The organism is Streptomyces sp. H27-D2 (assembly GCF_035828615.1).
In the GTDB taxonomy this organism is placed as follows: Bacteria; Actinomycetota; Actinomycetes; order Streptomycetales; family Streptomycetaceae; genus Streptomyces.
This window is the reverse complement of sequence record NZ_JAYMZR010000123.1, coordinates 1-17,392: the sequence shown is the minus strand read 5'-3', so window position 1 is coordinate 17,392 and position 17,392 is coordinate 1. Positions and strand designations below refer to the sequence as shown.

The window sequence follows — 17,392 nt, the reverse complement described above, 5'->3', positions numbered from 1 at the left end:
GGCCGGCGCCCCGTATCGGGGGTGAGCGGCCCGGCCGGTTCGGCCGGGCCGCTCAACACGCGCGCTCACAGCGTCAACCGGCCTTCGTCGGGGCCTCCTTGCTCAGCCCTACCGGCTCCGCACCGGGAACCCGCTCCGCACCGGGAACCGGCTCCGCACCGGGCAGCGCCGCTCCCGGCTCCGTAGGCTCGCCGCCCCGCGCGGGCGTCGGCGGCTCGTCGTCGAGTACGGCCCGCTCCTCGCCGGAGAGGACCCGCTTGGCCTTCTCCACGTCCAGCGCACCCTCCCAGCGCGAGACCGCGAAGACGGCCACGCAGTTGCCGAGCAGGTTGGTGGTGACCCGCATCGAGTCCATGATCCGGTCGACGCCGAGCAGCAGCGCGACAGCGGCGGCCGGGATCACGCCCAGCGCGGAGGCGGTGGCGGAGAGCGCGAGGAAGGCCGATCCCGGCACTCCGGCCATGCCCTTGCTGGTCAGCATCAGGATGAGGACGACGGTGATCTGCTGCCCCAATGTCAGCTCGACGCCCACCGCTTGGGCGATGAAGAGCGTGCCGACGGAGAGGTAGATCGACGCGCCGTCGAGGTTGAACGAGTAGCCGGTCGGCAGCACCAGGCCCACCGCGTCGTCCCGGCAGCCCGCCGCGCGCAGCTTCTGCATCATGCGCGGCATGACCGTCTCGCTGGAGCCGGTGCCCAGCGCGAGCAGCAGTTCCTCGCGGGTGTAGCGGACGAAGTGCCACAGGTTCAGGCCGGTGAACGCCTTGAGGGCGAGTCCGAGCAGCAGCAGGAAGAGCAGCGCGACGCCGTAGCAGACGGCGATGAGCTTGCCCTACGTCGACATGGCCTTGACGCCGTACTCCGCCACCAGGTGCGCCTCGCGCCGAAGACGGCGAGCGGCGCGAGGCGCATGATGTAGCCGACGATCGTGAAGACGATCTCCTGGCCCTGCTCGATCATCGGCAGAATGGCGGGCGCCTTGGACTGCCCGAGGTGCAGCAGCGCGGCGCCCACCAGACAGGACAGCACCAGGACTTGGAGCAGCGAGTTCTCGGCGAAGGCGCCGATCGCGCTGTCCGGCAGCGATTCCAGGACGAATCGGGCGGTCGAGGGAAGGTGCCCGCCGCCGGTCTTGGCGTCCACGGCGGAGGCGTCGAGGGTGGCCGTATCGACGTTCATGCCCTTGCCGGGACCGATGACGTTGCCCGCGAGCAGGCCGAGGACGAGTGCGACGCTGCTGGCGACCTCGAACCGGATCAGCGCCTTGACGCCGATCCGGCCGAAGGCCTTGAGGTCGCCGGCCTTGGTGATGCCGACGACCACCACGCAGAAGACGAGCGGGGCGATCATCGCCTTGATGAGGCGCACGAAGCCGTCGCCGAGCGGCTGGACGGAGCTGCCGAACTCCGGCCACATCCGTCCGACGACGACTCCGAGCAGCAGCGCGCAGGCGACCTGCGCGAAGAGCGAGGTGCGCAGCATGTGCGCTGCGCGCCGGGTGAAACCGGGCTGGCCGGTGCTGGGTTGGGCGGCGTGCGGAACGGGCACTCCTCCGAAGGAGACTTCTGGCATACGGAATCTTAATTCCGCGATGCGTCACTCTTGCGGAACGCCGCCCTCCGGCGAAAGGGGTAGCCGCAACATCCAATGAATCTTGGACCTTGCTACAGGAGCGCTGCGTGAGCTCTACGGGAGCGCTACGGAGCCGTCCATTCCGCAAGCCGGGCCCGCAGGCCGCCGACAGCTCCGCCGTTCCTCAGCCGGCTGCCCCCGACGGCCCGGTCAGCAGCGCAGCCGGTCCACCGTCAGCGCGCCCTGCTCGGTGACCAGACTCCGGTCGTAACAGCCGCCCGAACCGGTCAGCCGGTAGCGCTCGGCCGTGGTGCCGACCGCGTGCCGGTCCTCGCGCGGGACGTCGGCCGTGTACGTCGCGTCGCCCCGGTAACTGTCGTCCAGGCGTGACCAGGCGGTACGCCGTCCCGCCCGCCGCGTCTCGCTGTCCGCCCGGTCGCCCAGGTCGAGCACGGTGCGCATCCGGTCGCCCGCGCCGAGCGTGGTCTCGCCGTCCATCGTGTAGGTCCGGTGTGTCCGCACGGTCGTCGCCGGGCCCCTGCCGTCCGAGGTGAGCGTCTCGGTGTCGCGCCAGCGGGCCGTGAGCGCGTCCAGCGCCTCGCCCTCGGTCCAGCGGTGCGTGGAGGTGCCGGAGACTTCGCGCGCCACCGTCGTGGCGACCCGGCCGTGCGAGGTGTCCAGGTATCCCGAGACGGTCAGGGCGTGGCCGCCCGCGGTGTCGAGGCGGTGCTCCGCACCGGGCCGGTAGTCGACCGATTCGGCGAGGTCGCGCTCCCGGTGAGCGGTCAGCTTGCCGGAGACGCGGTCGCGCTTCTCGTCCTGCCAGACGAGCACATTGGCCGGGGTGCTCCAGCCGCTCTGCCCCTCCGGCACACCGAGCACCGACACCTCGACGCGGTGCGGCCGGCCGTCGTTGAGCTTCCCGGCGAAGGGCGTCAGGTCGTACTCGACCGGCTTGACGTCGAAGGCGCGCGGCCCGGGGATCACATACCAGAGGAACGGGTTGGACCAGCCGCCGGTCCACACGGTCGGGAACGGCGCGGCGATGCCCGCGACTTGGCCGTCCACCGTGATCCGCACCTCGCGGTACGGGCCGCCGGCGGCCTTGCAGGAGTACGGGGCGGCGTCCGGGACGGTGAGGTACCAGTACTCCTCGCAGCCGCCGCCGGAGCCGGTCGCGTAGACCTCCGCGACCAGGCGCTCGGTGTTGCGCGGGGTGGTGAGATCTCCGACGAGCGCCGTGCCCTCCTGGTGCGCGCCGTCCAGGGTGAGCACCTGGTCGGGGGGCCCGCCGCTCCGAGCAGCCGCCCCCTCGGCCCCCTTGGCCCCCTCGGCCCCCTCGGCCGCGTAGAAGGTCAGCGACACCCGCACGCCGATGACGCCGGTGTAGGTGTCGTCGACGACGTTCCCGATCAGCATCTCGACCGGCTGCGCGCGGCGCAGGGTCGGCGTGTAGCGGGTGACGTCCTTCTCCACGGACCAGCGGATGCCGTCCGGGGAAGGCTCCGGGGTGGAGGTGCGCAGGACTTCGACGCCGCCCATCCGTAGATAGCCGAGCCGGTCGAACTGCCGCCCCGCGACCGTCCCTTCGAGCCGCAGCACCACCTTGCTCCAGCGGTCGCCGCACCCCTTGGGCGGCGCGTAACTGCCCTTGTACGGCGTGAAGTCGCGGAACTCGGTCCGCACCACGCTCACTTCGCAGGACTTGGTGCCGGGGGTGGCTATGGGCGGGGCCGCGGTGAGCGGATCGTGCCAGTCGGTGCCGAACTCGGCGGGCGGCGGCGCGGGGACCGCGACAGCCGGGCCCGCGGCGAGCGCGAGGCCCATGGCCGCGGCCAGGGTCGCGAGGATCAGTCGTCTCATGAGGCCGGAGTGAAGCGCGTCAGGGGCGCGCCGCGCCAGAGGCCCTGCCCCATACGCGGCCAGCGGCCCTGCCCCGTACGCGATGATTCCGGGCAGACCGCGAGGGCAGCGCATACCGCCGGCACCACGGATCAGCGACGGCCCAGCATCACCGACGGCCGCGCATCAGGCCGCGAGGTGCGCCTTGTCCCCCATGACCACGACCGGGTGCTGCTTCGGGTCCAGCGTCTTCAGGAGGTATTCCATGCCGGACTTCGGCAGGCTCACGCAGCCCGAGGTCCCGCTGCCGTGGTCCATGTGCAGCCAGATGCTGCCGCCCTTGGACTGGCCCTGCGGCCGGGTCGGGTCGTTCGGCGGGGTGCCCTTGACCCGGTTGTAGTCGATCGCGACGACGTAGTCGAAGTCGTTCCAGTGGCTCTTGGCCCAGTAGTGCGGCGCGGCGAACGCGGCGGACTGCTGGTACGGAAGCTTCGCGCCGGGATCAGCCAGCACGCCCCCGGCGTCGGAGAGGGTGAAGACGCCGACGGGGCTGCGCTTGTCGCCCTCGCGATGGTCGGGCGTCCAGCCGCGCTTGCCGTTGTGGCCGGTCCAGTTCTTGGTCCGTTTCCAGCCACTGCCGTCCTTGGTGAAGAGGCTGACGGCCGCGTCGGCCGAGTCCGCGCCCTTGCCGTAGACGGCGACGACCTGCCGCGCGTTCGCCGGGATGCCGGCCCGCAGCTTCTCCCCCACGCCGGGGATGTGCTTGAGCTCCGCGGCGGGCGAGGCGTCGCGTACCGCCTGCTTGCCCGAACCGTCGCGCTTCGCCGAGCCGTTGCCGCCCCCGTCGTCGTCACCGCTCGTGCTGCCGCAGGCGGCCAGCAGGGCCAGTCCGGCAGTGGCGGCGGCCGCTCTCGTCCAATTCCGGGAAGTGCGCATGGGCTCCATGGTCCCACCCCGCACCGCGAACGGCCGCAGCGCCCATGGCGCGTTCCGCGCGCATCGCCGGGAAAACCTGTTGAACCGCGCACCTCGAACCGCGAACCTTGCACACTCCGGCCCTACGCCCCGTCTCCGGCCCCCGCTCCGACCGATGCCGGGACGGCCGCCGCTCCGGTTCCGAACCGGACCGACCCAGCCCCGCACCGAGCCATGGGATGACATGCAGATTCGCGACCTTCCGTATCCCGACCCGGGTGTCCCGGACACCCGATCCGGCTTCCGCCTGCTGGTCTGGATCGGCCGTCATCAGCTGGGCATGCAGGCGCAGGCGCTGCTCTGGGGCACGGTCTGGATGGCCTCGATCGGGGCGTTTCCGCTCGCGGTGGGCATCGCGGTGCAGGCCGTCGTGGACCGGTCGGGCGGACGGCTCGCACTGGCCGGCGGCCTGATGCTGGTGCTCGGCTCGCTCTCCGCGCTCGGCGATTCGCTGCTGCACCGCGCCGCGGTCACCAACTGGATCACCGCCTCCGCCCGCTTGCAGCAGTTGCTGGCCCGCAAGGCGGCCGGGCTGGGCGCGACGCTGACCCGGCGGGTGGCGGCCGGCGAGGTCACGGCCGTCAGTACGGGTGACGTCGAGAAGATCGGCTGGTTCATCGAGGCGATGTCGCGGTTCGCCGCCGCGGCGATCACCACCGTCGCGGTGTGCGTGACGCTGGCGTTCTACCAGCCTCTGCTCGGCCTCGTGGTGGCGCTCGGCGTACCGGTGCTGGCGCTGGCCGTGCTGCCGCTGCTGCCGCCCGCCACCCGGCGGGCCGATGTGCAGCGCGCGAAGGCGGGCCGGGCCACCGAGTTGGCGTCGGACACCGTCGCCGGGCTGCGGGTGCTGCGCGGGATCGGCGGCGAGGAGTTGTTCCTCACCCGCTACCGCCGCGCCTCGCAGGAGGTCCGCGGGGCCGCCGTGCGCAGTGCGCGGATGTGGGCCTTGATCGCCGCGGTGCAGGTGGTGCTGCCGGGGCTGCTGCTGATCGGCGTGGTCTGGTACGGCGCGCGGCTGGCGCTGGACGGCCGGATCAGCGTCGGCGAGCTGGTCACCATCTACGGCGCGGTCACCTTCCTGCTCTTCCCGCTGCGGCACTTCGAGGAGATCGCGATGGCGTACTCCTTCTCCAAGCCCTCGGCGAACCGCGCGGCGCGGGTACTGGCACTCCAGCGCACCTCGGGCGAGGCCGCGACCGGAAGCGGCTCCGCGACCGGGGCCGACGCCTCGCACGACAGCGGACGAGCCGCCGGGCGCGACCGGCCGAGCGGGTCGCTCAGCGGCGATCTGTACGACCCGGCGAGCGGGCTGCTGGCCCCGGCCGGCCGGCTCACCGCCGTGGTGTGCGGCGACCCGGACGAGGCGGGACGGCTCGCCGACCGCCTCGGCGGCCACACCCCGCAGGACGACGCGCCCGAGGACGCCGCTCGGAGCGCCGGACCGGACCGGACCGACGACGGACCGGTCCCGGCCGTCCGGACGCCCGTGCCCTCGGCGCTGCTGGGCGGCGTCGCGCTCGACGACGTGCCGCTGGCCACCGCCCGTACGGCAGTCCTCGTCCAGGACAAGGACCCGGTGCTGCTGTCCGGGACGCTCGCCGAACTGCTGGACATCCCGTCCTCGGGCCAGATCGCCGCCGACGCGGCGCTCGCCGCCGCGCAGTGCTCGGACGTGCTCGCCGCGCTCGCGCAGGCCTCGACCGAGGACTCCGCCGACCCGATGCGCACCCGGATCACCGAGCGCGGCCGGTCGCTCTCCGGCGGGCAGCGGCAGCGGCTGGCGCTCGCCCGTTCGCTGGTCGCCGACCCGGAGGTGCTGGTCCTGGACGAGCCGACGAGCGCCGTCGACTCGCACACCGAGGCGCGCATCGCGGACGGCCTGCGGAGCCTGCGCGCGGGCCGCACCACGGTGGTGTTCGCGTCGAGCCCGCTGCTGCTGGACCGGGCCGACCGGGTGGTGTTCGTCCAAGGCGGCGAGGCAGCGGCCGTCGGCACACACCGCGAACTGCTGCGCACCGACGCCGGCTACCGGCTGGCCGTCACCCGCGAGACGGAGACCGAGACCGAGCACGAGACGGCTGAGACGAGTGAGCCGTGCAAGGCCGTTGAGAGCGCTGTGACGGCCGGGACCGATGACTTGGACAAGCTCAACGAGCTGAACGCGCTGGACGAGATGGATGAGCTGGATGTGTTGGACGAGATGACGCAAGAGCGCGACGCGCGCCCGCTGCACCCCGCCGCCGACCGGAACGGCCACATCGACGGTGCCGGCCTCGACCGCGCCGACCGCACCGACCTCGACGCCGCCGCCCTCGACCGCACCGACCGGATCGAGGAGTCCGCATGATCGGCGTCGCACCCCCCGCCTACGACCCCGCGGGGCAGGAGACGACGGCCACCCTGCCGGTCGGCTCCGCCGCGACCGTGCGCGGCTACGTGCTCGAACTCGCGCGGCGGCACCGCACGCCCTTCATCCTGCTCATCGTGGTGAACACGGCCGCCGTGATCGCCTCCATGGTCGGCCCCTATCTGCTGGGCGGACTGATCGAGGACCTGTCGGCGGGCGAGCGGAACCTCCACCTGGAACGCACCATGGCGTTGTTCACAGCGGCGCTCATCGTGCAGACCGTGTTCGTACGGATGGTGCGGCTGCGCGGCGCGATGCTCGGCGAGGAGATGCTCGCGGACCTGCGCGAGGACTTCCTGGTGCGGGCCGTCGGGCTGCCGCCCGGGGTGCTGGAGCGGGCCGGCACCGGCGATCTGCTGTCGCGGATCACCACCGACGTGGACCGGCTGGCCAACGCGATGCGCGAGGCCGTGCCGCAGCTGTCGATCGGTGTGGTGTGGGCCGGGCTGCTGCTCGGCGCACTCGCGCTGACCGCGCCGCCGCTCGCGCTCGCCGTCCTGGTCGCGCTGCCGGTCCTGGTCGTCGGCTGCCGCTGGTACTTCCGGCGGGCGCCGAGCGCGTACCTCTCCGAGGCCGCCGGCTACGCGGCGGTGGCAGCCGCGCTCGCCGAGACCGTGGACGCCGGACGGACCATCGAGGCGCACCGGCTGGGCGGCCGGCGCGTCAAGCAGTCGGAACGGCGTGTCAAGGAATGGACTGATTGGGAGCGGTACACCCTCTGGCTGCGCTGCGTCTTCTTCATCTCCTTCAATATGACGTTCGCGCTGATCCTCGGCTCGGTGCTGATGATCGGCGGCGTGTTCGTGCTGCGCGGCTGGATGACCGTCGGCCAGCTCACCACCGGCGCGCTGCTCGCGCAGATGCTGACCAGCCCGATCGGGCTGATCCTGCGCTGGTACGACGAGCTCCAGATCGCCCAGGTCTCGCTCGCCCGGCTGGTCGGGGTGCGCGAGATCGAGCCGGAGCCCGCGGACGAGGCCCTCAGCCCGCGGGGCCGGGACGTCCGGGCGGACGACGTCCGGTTCGGCTACCGGGACGGCAGCGATGTGCTGCACGGCGTGACCCTGAACGTACGGCCCGGTCAGCGGCTCGCGCTGGTCGGACCGTCCGGCGCGGGCAAGTCCACGCTCGGCCGGCTGCTCGCGGGCATCTACGCGCCGCGCGCCGGTGAGGTCACGCTGGGCGGCGCCGAGCTGGCCCGGATGCCAGCCGAGCGGGTGCGTGAGCATGTCGCGCTGGTCAACCAGGAGCACCACGTCTTCGTGGGCTCGCTCCGCGACAACCTGCTGCTGGCCCGTACCGGCGCGGACGACGCGGAGCTGTGGGCGTCGCTGCGCGCGGTGGACGCCGACGGCTGGGCCCGCGCGCTGGGCGACGGCCTGGCCACCGATGTCGGCTCGGGCGGGCTCGCGCTCACCCCGGCGCAGGCGCAGCAGGTGGCACTGGCCCGGCTGGTCCTCGCGGACCCGCACACGCTGGTCCTGGACGAGGCCACCTCGCTCCTGGACCCGCGCGCCGCACGGCACTTGGAGCGCTCCCTCGCGCAGGTGCTGGCCGGGCGGACGGTCATCGCCATCGCCCACCGGCTGCACACCGCGCACGACGCGGACGTCATCGCGGTGGTCGAGGACGGCCGGATCAGCGAGTCGGGCAGCCATGACGAGCTGGTCGCGGCGGACGGCGCGTACGCGGCGCTGTGGCGCTCGTGGCACGGGTAGCGCACTCACCGCACCAGCGGCAGGGCCCCGGCGCCGGGGCGACAGGACGGGCGAGGCCCCGTACGGGGGTCGGGGCCTCGCCACGCAGGACGCCCCCGGTACGCGATTGCGTGCCGGGGGCGTCCTGGACAAAAAGACTCAAGGACGGGAACGGGAAGCCCTCGTCCCGCGAAGCCCCGCTCAGCCGATGAACCCCAGCGCGCCCAGCCCGCCTATCCCGCCGAGCAGCATGAAGAACGGCATCAGGACCTTGAGCTCCACCCAGCTGCCCGCCCGGAAGCGCAGCATCTTCGGCGGGCCGATCGGGTACCACCGCTTGCGGCCGATCGGGATCGGCCACAGGACCGGGCAGCCCGAGACGGTGAGGGCGTCGCCGAGGCAGTGCACCAGCGAGCCCAGCACGATCGGCAGCCCGAGCCAGAGGTACTCCTGGCCGGGCTCGGTGAACATCCAGTTCGAGCCGTTGCCCGGCTGGTGCAGCACATCGGCGAGAATCCACGCGCCGGTAGCGCCGAGCAGCCAGACCAGGACGTCGCTGGAGACCCGGGCCATCCGCCACAGCAGGCCCTCGACCGCGAGCACCAGATGGACGAAGAGGATCGCGAGCACCGCCCACCGGCCGCCGAACATGGCCAGCGCCGACGCGCCGCCGCCGATCATCACGGCCCAGAGCCAGGTGTGGGTGAGCGTGCGGTGGCCGCCGGTGCGGCGCGGGTCGCCCTGCTTCTTCGTCGCCTTGTACGTCGCGTACGAGAGCTTGTCGATGATTTCGCACAGGCCGCGCGAGATGGGCCCGAAAGCGCGCGAGATCGTCGCGGACTTGTGGTCCAGATCGGGGGCGAGTGCCGCTCCGGCGCAGATCAGGGCCCCTACGACGAGCACGGGCCACGGCATCGGGTGGTCGTACGCCGACGCCGCCGCGCCGACCCCCAGCCAGGCCGCCGCCCCGGACAGCGAGTGCGCCGGTCCCATCATGGTCTTTCCCCACCCCTTCTTCGCGTCCCTCGCGGCACGTTGGCCCGCGCTGACGCCCCATCGGCCACTCAGCGTAACGCCAAGCGATCTTCGTATGGACGGCCGGTTCCCGCCCACGGCCTCAGGACAGGCAGTATGGGGGCGTGACCCTTATCGATCAGATGCCGCCCGACGCCGATCCCGATGCCCTCTTCGAAGCTTTCTCGACGTGGGCCGAGGGGCAGGGCATCGTGCTCTACCCCGCCCAGGAGGAGGCGCTGATCGAGGTGGTCTCGGGGGCGAACGTCATCCTGTCGACCCCCACCGGTTCGGGCAAGTCTCTGGTGGCGGCCGGCGCGCACTTCGCCGCGCTCGCCAAGGACCAGGTCACCTTCTACACCGCACCCATCAAGGCGCTGGTGTCGGAGAAGTTCTTCGACCTCTGCAAGCTCTTCGGCACCGAGAACGTCGGCATGCTGACCGGCGACGCCTCGGTCAACCCGGACGCGCCCGTCATCTGCTGCACCGCCGAGGTGCTGGCCTCCATCGCGCTTCGCGACGGCAAGCACGCCGACGTCGGCCAGGTCGTGATGGACGAGTTCCACTTCTACGCCGAGCCGGACCGCGGCTGGGCCTGGCAGATCCCGATGCTGGAGCTGCCGCAGGCGCAGTTCATCCTGATGTCCGCGACGCTCGGCGACATGTCGCGCTTCGAGGAGGACCTGACCCGGCGCACCGGCCGCCCGACCACGATCGTACGGTCCTCCCACCGGCCGGTGCCGCTGTCGTACGAGTACCGCACGACGCCGATGACCGAGACGCTGACCGAGCTGCTGGAGACCCATCAGGCGCCGGTCTACATCGTGCACTTCACCCAGGCGAACGCGGTGGAGCGGGCGCAGGCGCTGATGAGCATCAACATGTGCACCCGCGCCGAGAAGGACAAGATCGCCGAGCTGATCGGCAATTTCCGGTTCACCACCAAGTTCGGCCAGAGCCTGTCGCGCTTCGTGCGGCACGGCATCGGCGTACACCACGCCGGCATGCTGCCGAAGTACCGGCGGCTGGTCGAGCGGCTGGCGCAGGCGGGCATGCTCAAGGTCATCTGCGGTACGGACACGCTGGGCGTCGGCGTCAATGTGCCGATCCGCACGGTGCTGTTCACCGCGCTCACCAAGTACGACGGCATCCGGGTGCGCACGCTGCGGGCCCGTGAGTTCCACCAGATCGCGGGCCGCGCGGGCCGGGCCGGGTTCGACACGGCGGGCCTGGTGGTCGCGCAGGCGCCCGATCACGTCGTGGAGAACGAGAAGGCGCTCGCCAAGGCCGGGGACGACCCGAAGAAGCGCCGCAAGGTGGTGCGCAAGAAGGCCCCCGACGGCTTCATCGCGTGGAGCGAGCAGACCTTCGAGAAGCTCATCGGCTCCGACCCCGAGCCGCTCACCTCGCGCTTCCGGGTCACCCACACCATGCTGCTGTCGGTCATCGCCCGGCCGGGCAACGCCTTCGAGGCGATGCGCTCGCTGCTGGAGGACAACCACGAGCCGCGCAAGGCGCAGCTGCGGCACATCCGGCGGGCCATCGCCATCTACCGCTCGCTGCTGGCCGGCGGCGTCGTGGAGCGGCTCGCCGAGCCGGACGCGGAGGGCCGGATCGTCCGGCTGACCGTGGACCTCCAGCAGAACTTCGCCCTCAACCAGCCGCTGTCCACCTTCGCGCTCGCCGCCTTCGACCTCCTCGACCTGGAGTCGCCGTCGTACGCCCTGGACATGGTCTCGGTCGTCGAATCGACGCTGGACGACCCCCGGCAGATCCTGGCCGCGCAGCAGAACAAGGCGCGCGGCGCGGCGATCGCCGAGATGAAGTCGGACGGCGTCGAGTACGAGGACCGGATGGAGCGGCTCCAGGACGTCACGTACCCGAAGCCGCTGGAGGAGATCCTCTTCCACGCCTACGACATCTACCGGCAGAGCCACCCGTGGGTCGCCGACCACACGCTGTCCCCGAAGTCCGTCATCCGCGACATGTACGAGCGGGCGATGACCTTCGCCGAGTTCACCGGCCACTACGAGCTGGCACGCACCGAGGGCATCGTGCTGCGCTATCTGGCGAGCGCGTACAAGGCGCTGCAGCACACCGTCCCGGACGACTTGAAGTCCGAGGACTTCCAGGACCTGATCGCCTGGCTCGGCGAGATGGTCCGCCAGGTCGACTCCAGCCTGCTGGACGAGTGGGAGCAGCTCGCCAACCCGGAGGTGGAGACCGCCGAAGAGGCTCTGGAGCGCGCCGACCAGGTGCGCCCGGTCACCACCAACGGGCGCGCCTTCCGGGTGCTGGTGCGCAACGCGATGTTCCGTCGCGTCGAGCTGGCCGCGCTCGACAGGGCGGGCGAACTGGGCGAGCTGGACGCCGAGTCGGGCTGGAACGAGGAGGCGTGGGGCAAGGCGCTGGACGCCTACTGGGACGAGTACGAGGACCTGGGCACCGGCCCGGACGCGCGCGGCCCCAAGCTGCTCCGGATCGAGGAGCAGCCGGAGCACAGCCTGTGGAAGGTCCGGCAGACCTTCGCCGATCCGAAGGGCGACCACGACTGGGGCATCTCGGCCGAGGTGGACCTCGCGGCGTCGGACGAGGCGGGGCTCGCGGTGATCCGGGTGACGGACGTGGGGACGCTCTGAGGGAGCGGGTCCCGTGGCGGGTGCGTCGTGGCGGGTCCCGTGGCGGGGGCCTCGGGCCGGGGCCTCGGGCCGGGGCCTCGGGCCGGATGCCTGGCCGCGTCCCGGCGGTCTCCGGTTGGGCCGGGGGCCTCGCACCGGATGCCCGGCCCCGTCCCGGCACCCGGTCCGGTCGGGCCGGACGCCGGTCGGGCCCGACCGGGTCCCGGTCGCTTCGGGCCGGGGTGCCGACCGGGCCAGGGCAGGGGGCCCGGCAGCACCTCGGCCGGCTTCCGGCTACACCTCGGCGGTCTCCGGGGGCGCCTCCGGAGCCCCCTTCGGGGACACCTCCCGGTCCGCCGCCGCGAGCAGCTCGCGGGTGAGCGGATGGCTCGGCTCCGTGAGCAGCCGGGCGGTGGGACCCTGCTCCACCACCCGGCCGGCTTCGAGGACCACGATCCGGTCGCCGAGTTCGGCGGCCACCGCGAGGTCATGCGTGATCAGCACCAGCGTGGTCCGCTGCTCAGCGGTGAGCCGGCGCAGCAGCGCGCAGATGCCGCGCCGGGTGACCGGGTCCAGGCCGGAGGTGATCTCGTCGCAGACCAGCACCCGCGGCCTGGCGAGCAGGGCGCGGGCGAGCGCGGCCCGCTGGAGCTCGCCGCCGGAGAGTCCGGCGGGCCGGCGCCGCACGGTCGGCTGCCCGAGGCCCACCTCGGCCAACGCGGACAGCGCTTCCGTACGGGCCTGATCGGCCGGCACCGCGCGCAGCCGCACCGCCGTACGGGCCACCTGGTCCAGTACCGGCCGGTATTCGTCGAAGGCGGCCCGCGGGTCCTGGAACACGTACTGCACGGCGGCCAGTTCGGCCGTGTCGCGGCTGCGCAGACTGCGCGGCAGCGCGTCGCCGTCCACCCGCACCCGCCCCGTCCAGCCCCGGTGCAGCCCGGCGAGGCAGCGCGCCAGCGTGGTCTTCCCGGACCCGGACCGGCCGACCACGGCCAGGCACTCCCCCGCTCCGACCGAGAGCGACACCTCGCGCAGCACGCTCCCGCGCGCGCGGCGCGGCCCGTGCCAGGCGCTGACGCGGTGCACCGCGAGCCGGGGCGGGGTGTCCGGGTCCGCTCGCGCCTCCTCGGGCGGCCGGGTAGCGGTCCGTACGGGACGGGGTGCGCCGCCCGCGAGCAGTTCCCTGGTCCACGGGTGCCGGGGAGCTGCGAAGACCTCGTCCGCCGGGCCCCTCTCGACGGCCTGCCCGTCCCGGAGCACCACCACTTCGTCGGACAACTCCCGTACGACATCGAGGTCGTGGCTCAGCAGCAGCACGGCGATCGACTGGCGCAGCAGCTCGCGCAGCTCTCCCACGATCCGGCGCTTGGTCAGGCTGTCCTGGCCGGTCGTCGGCTCGTCCGCGACGATCACTCGCGCGCCCAGCAGCAACGCCTGGGCGAGGACGACGCGTTGCTGCTGGCCGCCCGACAGCTGGTGCGGATAGCGGCTCAGCACCTGTTCGGGGTACGGGAGTTGGGCCAGCCGCAGCGCTTCGGCGACGCGCGCGGAGCGCTCGCTCCGGGTTCCGCCGCCGAGCCGCGCGATGTCGCCGAGCAGGGCTCCGGCCCGCCGGGCGGGGTTGAGCGCGGCGGCGGGCTGCTGCGGTACGTAGCCGACCGGGCCGGGGCCGTCCGGCGTCCCGTCGCCCGGCCTTGGGACGTCGACCGTGCCGCTCGTCCGGGCCCCTGCCGGGTACTCGCCGAGCAGGGCGAGGCCGGTAGTGGTCTTACCGCTGCCGGACGCGCCGATGAGCGCTGTGCAACGGCCGGCCCGCAACTCGACGGATACGCCGTCGACGATCGCCCGGCCGTCCACCTCGACCCGTAGCCCGTCAATTCTCGCGACGGTCGGCGGCATCCGCATGATTCGTTCCCTTCCGTGCCAGTGCTGCGTCGAACAGCAGGTTGCTGCCCATGGAGAGCGCCACGATCAGCAGCGCGGGGGCGACCACCGCCCAGGGCTGGACGAACAGCCCGGTCCTGTTGCGGTCGACCATCACCGCCCAGTCGGCGGCGTCGGGCGCGACGCCCACCCCCAGAAAAGCGGCGGTGGCGACCAGATAGAGCGCGCCGGTCAGCCGCAGCCCGGCGTCGGCGGTGAGGGTGCGCAGCGTCGAGCGGCCGACATAGCCGACGGCGATGCGCCACCACGTCTCGCCCTGCATCCGCAGCGCCTCGACGGCCGGCCGGGCCGCCGCCTCGGTCGCGGCAGCCCGCACCATCCGGGTCGTGTCGGGCACGTTGACGGCCGCGACGAGCAGCGCGAGCCCGGCGGCCCCGGGCTCGAACAGGGCCGCGACGAGCAGCAGGAGCAGCAGCGAAGGGACGGCGAGCACCACGTCGAGCGGCCTCATCAGCAGGTCGTCGAGCCAAGTCCGGTGGGTCAGCGCGGCGGCGAGACCGAGCGGCACCGAGACGAGGTAGCCGAGCGCGGTGGCGCTCAGCGCGACCAGCACCACGGACCGCCCGCCCAGCAGGATCTGCTGCCGAACGTCGCGGCCGGTGAAATCGGTGCCGAGCCAGTGGCCGCCGCCCAGGGTGAACGAGGCGGCTCGCGGGCCGGGTCCGCCGGTGAGCCCCGCGATCCAGGGTCCGGCGAGCGCGAGCAGCAGCGGTACGGCGAGCAGCGCCGCCCCGAGGGCCGCCCGGCCCTCGCACCGTCCACGGAGGCCAGGGAACCAAGGGAGCCGCTTCACGCGGCCACCCCCGTCCGGGGTGCGAAGCGCCGTACGACGAGGTCCGCGCCGAGGTTGAGCAGGACGGTCACGACTCCGAAGACGACGGCCATGCCTTGCATGACGGGGATGTCGCGGGCGGCGACCGCGTCCATCAGGACGGTGCCGAGCCCGGGGATGACGAACAGCGCCTCGACGACGATGACCCCGCTGAGCAACCAGTCGCAGGTGCGGGCGAGTTGCTGCGCGGCCGGGGCGAGCGCGTTGGGCAGCGCGTGCCGGTAGCGGATCCGGCCGCCCCGGATGCCGCAGCGCCGCGCCTGCGCCACGTACGGGGAGGCCATCGCGTCGAGCATGCCGGCCCGTACCAGGCGGCTGATCGAGCAGACCGGGCGCGCCAGCAGGACGAGTACGGGCAGTACCAGCACCGCCGGGTCGGCGAGCAGGTCGGAGCCGACGGCGGTGGGCGGGAGCCAGCCGAGCCGCAGTGCGAAGACGGCGACGAGCAGCACGCCGGAGGCGAACTCGGGGACCGCGTAGACGCCCAGCGTCGCGGAGCTGATGAGGCGGTCGAGCCGGCCGCCCTCGCGGCGCGCGGAGAGCACGCCGAGCCCTACGGAGAGCGGCACCAGGAGCACCAGGGTGGTGAGCGCGAGCAGCAGGGTGGGGCCGAGCCCTGCGCTCAGATAGCTGGTCACCGGACGGCCGGTGACGACGGACGCGCCGAGGTCGCCGTGCAGGAGCCCGGCGGTCCAGTCGAGAAACCGCTCGGCGGCCGGCCGGTCGAGTTGCATGACCTCCCGTATCCGTTCGATGCGGGCGGGGTCCGGGTAGTCCCCGGCGAGTGCGACGGCCGCGTCACCGGGGAGCGCTTCGGTCAGCGCGAAGATCAGCAGCACCACACCGGCGGTCTGCACGAGTCCGAGCGCCAGTCGGCGCGGCAGCCAGGAACGCCCCAAGCCGGTGCCGTGTCCCGGCATCTCTTCGCGAGCAGCGGCCGGGACGCCGCGCACGGCCTCGCTCACGCCAGCCACACGTTATCGAAGCGCGCCCAGTCGAGGGTGTTGGCGGGCGCGTCCTTCGCCACGCCGCGCACCGTCTTCGCGGTGCCGACGATCCAGTCGGCGAAGCCCCAGACCAGGAAGCCGCCCTCGGCGTGCAGCCGTCGCTGCATGCGCTCGTACAGCGCGGTCCGCTCCGCCGCGTCCTTGGTCGACTGGGCCTGCTGGTAGAGGGCGTCGAAGTCCTTGTGCCGCCAGTGGGTGGCGTTGGTGGTCGAGCCGGTGAGCAGCCGCTGCGAGACGTGGGACTCGATGGGCATCGCGCCGGAGCGGTAGCAGCAGATGGTGCCGGAGTCGAGGATGTCGCTCCAGTAGGTGTCCTTGTCCCCGACCTTGACCTTGACGCTCACGCCCGCCTTCGCGGCCTGGTCCTTGAAGATCCCGGCGGACTCGACGAATCCGGCGGCGACGGTGGAGGTGTCGAGGGTGACGGTGAGCTTGTCGTGCCCGGCCTCGCGCAGCAGCTTCCGGGCCCGCTTCAGGTCCTGTTCGCGCTGCGGCAGATCCTTGGCGTAGTACTGGTAGCCCTTGCCGAAGAGGTCGTTGCCCACCTCCCCCGCCCCGGACAGCGCGCCCTGCACCAGCTCCTCGCGGTCGGCGATCAGGCAGAACGCCTCTCGCACCCGCTTGTCGTCGAAGGGCGCCCGGTCGGTCTTCATCGCGAACGCCTGCATGCCGCTGCCCGCGAGCCGGATGATCGTCACCCGGCCGGCGTTCTCCTGGGCGCGGGCGGTGGTGGGGCTCAACTCGTGGGCGTACTCGACCTGCCCGCCGATGAGCGCGTTGATCCGCGCGGACTCCTCGTTGGCGATCACGAATTCGAGGGTGTCCAGATGCGGCGCGCCGTCCCAGTAGTCGTCGTTGCGCTTGACGGCGAGGGAACGGCCCGGCACGAAGGACACGAAGCGGAACGGTCCCGAGCCGACCGGTGCGGCGAAGTCGTCGGCTCCGTCGGGCACGATGTACGCGCCGAACGCGGCCAGTACGTTGGGGAATTCGGCGTACGGGCGCTTGAGCCGGAACTCGACGGTCCGCGCGTCGAGGGCCCGGCTCGCGTCCACGTCGATGGGTTCCAGCGACGCCTTGGCCCGGAAGGTCTTGTCGGGGTCCGCGATGCGGCGGTAGCTGTGAAGCACGTCCGCCGCGGTGACCGGCTTGCCGTTGTGCCAGGTCGCCTCGCGCAGCGTGATCCTCCAGCGGTCGAGCCCGGCGTTCGCCTCCCAGCGCTCGGCGAGCCTCGGCCGGGCGGACATGTCGGCCCCGGCGTCGGCGAGTTTGTCGAAGAGGGCCTTGGCGCGGGCCGCGTCGACGAACAGGTTCGCCAGATGCGGGTCGAGGGTCTCGTTCGCGCCGCCGCCTGCGAAGGCGGCCCGCACCCGGCCGCCGCGGACGGGCTTGCCGCCGCCCTGGGCGTCGGTCGCGGGGGCTGGGCCGCCGCACCCGGCGAGGGTGAGCGCGGCGACGCCGGCGACCCCGCCGCTCACGGC

The 17,392-nt window shown here is 72.8% G+C and carries 9 protein-coding genes and 2 pseudogenes; 3 read left to right on the top strand and 8 right to left on the bottom strand.

Annotated elements, in window-relative coordinates; genetic code table 11:
• Positions 1-73: 73 nt before the first annotated feature.
• The 3 genes and pseudogenes from QMK28_RS30480 to QMK28_RS30470 all read right to left on the bottom strand — a co-directional run bounded on the left by QMK28_RS30480 (position 74) and on the right by QMK28_RS30470 (position 4,359).
• Positions 74-1,482 (bottom strand): annotated as a pseudogene (locus tag QMK28_RS30480) (cation:dicarboxylate symporter family transporter).
• Positions 1,483-1,782: 300 nt separating this feature from the next.
• Positions 1,783-3,435 (bottom strand): peptide-N4-asparagine amidase, encoded by a 1,653-nt coding sequence (locus QMK28_RS30475; RefSeq protein WP_443050879.1) that lies wholly within the window; start codon positions 3,433-3,435, stop codon positions 1,783-1,785.
• Between the two features lie 165 nt (positions 3,436-3,600).
• Entirely contained in the window at positions 3,601-4,359 is a 759-nt protein-coding gene (locus QMK28_RS30470; RefSeq protein ID WP_443050878.1) for a L,D-transpeptidase family protein, read from the bottom strand.
• A gap of 214 nt (positions 4,360-4,573) precedes the next feature.
• On the opposite strand from QMK28_RS30470, the pseudogene QMK28_RS30465 reads away from it, so the two are divergent.
• A pseudogene (locus tag QMK28_RS30465) lies at positions 4,574-6,451 on the top strand (ABC transporter transmembrane domain-containing protein); the annotation flags it as partial.
• 281 nt (positions 6,452-6,732) lie between these two features.
• Positions 6,733-8,514, top strand: coding sequence for an ABC transporter ATP-binding protein (locus tag QMK28_RS30460; RefSeq protein ID WP_326442924.1), 1,782 nt, complete (start codon positions 6,733-6,735; stop codon positions 8,512-8,514).
• Between the two features lie 180 nt (positions 8,515-8,694).
• Here QMK28_RS30460 and QMK28_RS30455 read toward each other — a convergent pair whose 3' ends face one another.
• Positions 8,695-9,489 (bottom strand): metal-dependent hydrolase, encoded by a 795-nt coding sequence (locus QMK28_RS30455; protein ID WP_326442923.1) that lies wholly within the window; start codon positions 9,487-9,489, stop codon positions 8,695-8,697.
• Positions 9,490-9,632: 143 nt separating this feature from the next.
• Between QMK28_RS30455 and QMK28_RS30450 the strand changes: the two genes are divergently transcribed.
• Positions 9,633-12,146, top strand: coding sequence for a DEAD/DEAH box helicase (locus tag QMK28_RS30450; protein WP_326442922.1), 2,514 nt, complete (start codon positions 9,633-9,635; stop codon positions 12,144-12,146).
• A gap of 273 nt (positions 12,147-12,419) precedes the next feature.
• Here QMK28_RS30450 and QMK28_RS30445 read toward each other — a convergent pair whose 3' ends face one another.
• From QMK28_RS30445 to QMK28_RS30430, 4 genes are all read right to left on the bottom strand, one after another.
• On the bottom strand, positions 12,420-14,033 hold the full coding sequence (locus tag QMK28_RS30445; RefSeq protein WP_326442921.1) for an ABC transporter ATP-binding protein: 1,614 nt from the start codon (positions 14,031-14,033) through the stop codon (positions 12,420-12,422).
• Positions 14,002-14,865, bottom strand: coding sequence for an ABC transporter permease subunit (locus QMK28_RS30440; protein ID WP_443050877.1), 864 nt, complete (start codon positions 14,863-14,865; stop codon positions 14,002-14,004). Before QMK28_RS30440 ends, QMK28_RS30445 begins: the two co-directional genes overlap by 32 nt.
• On the bottom strand, positions 14,862-15,824 hold the full coding sequence (locus QMK28_RS30435) for an ABC transporter permease (protein WP_326442927.1): 963 nt from the start codon (positions 15,822-15,824) through the stop codon (positions 14,862-14,864). The genes QMK28_RS30440 and QMK28_RS30435 overlap by 4 nt, the downstream gene beginning before the upstream one ends.
• A gap of 41 nt (positions 15,825-15,865) precedes the next feature.
• Positions 15,866-17,392: ABC transporter substrate-binding protein (locus tag QMK28_RS30430; protein WP_326442920.1), on the bottom strand; the 1,527-nt coding region annotated here is incomplete at its 5' end.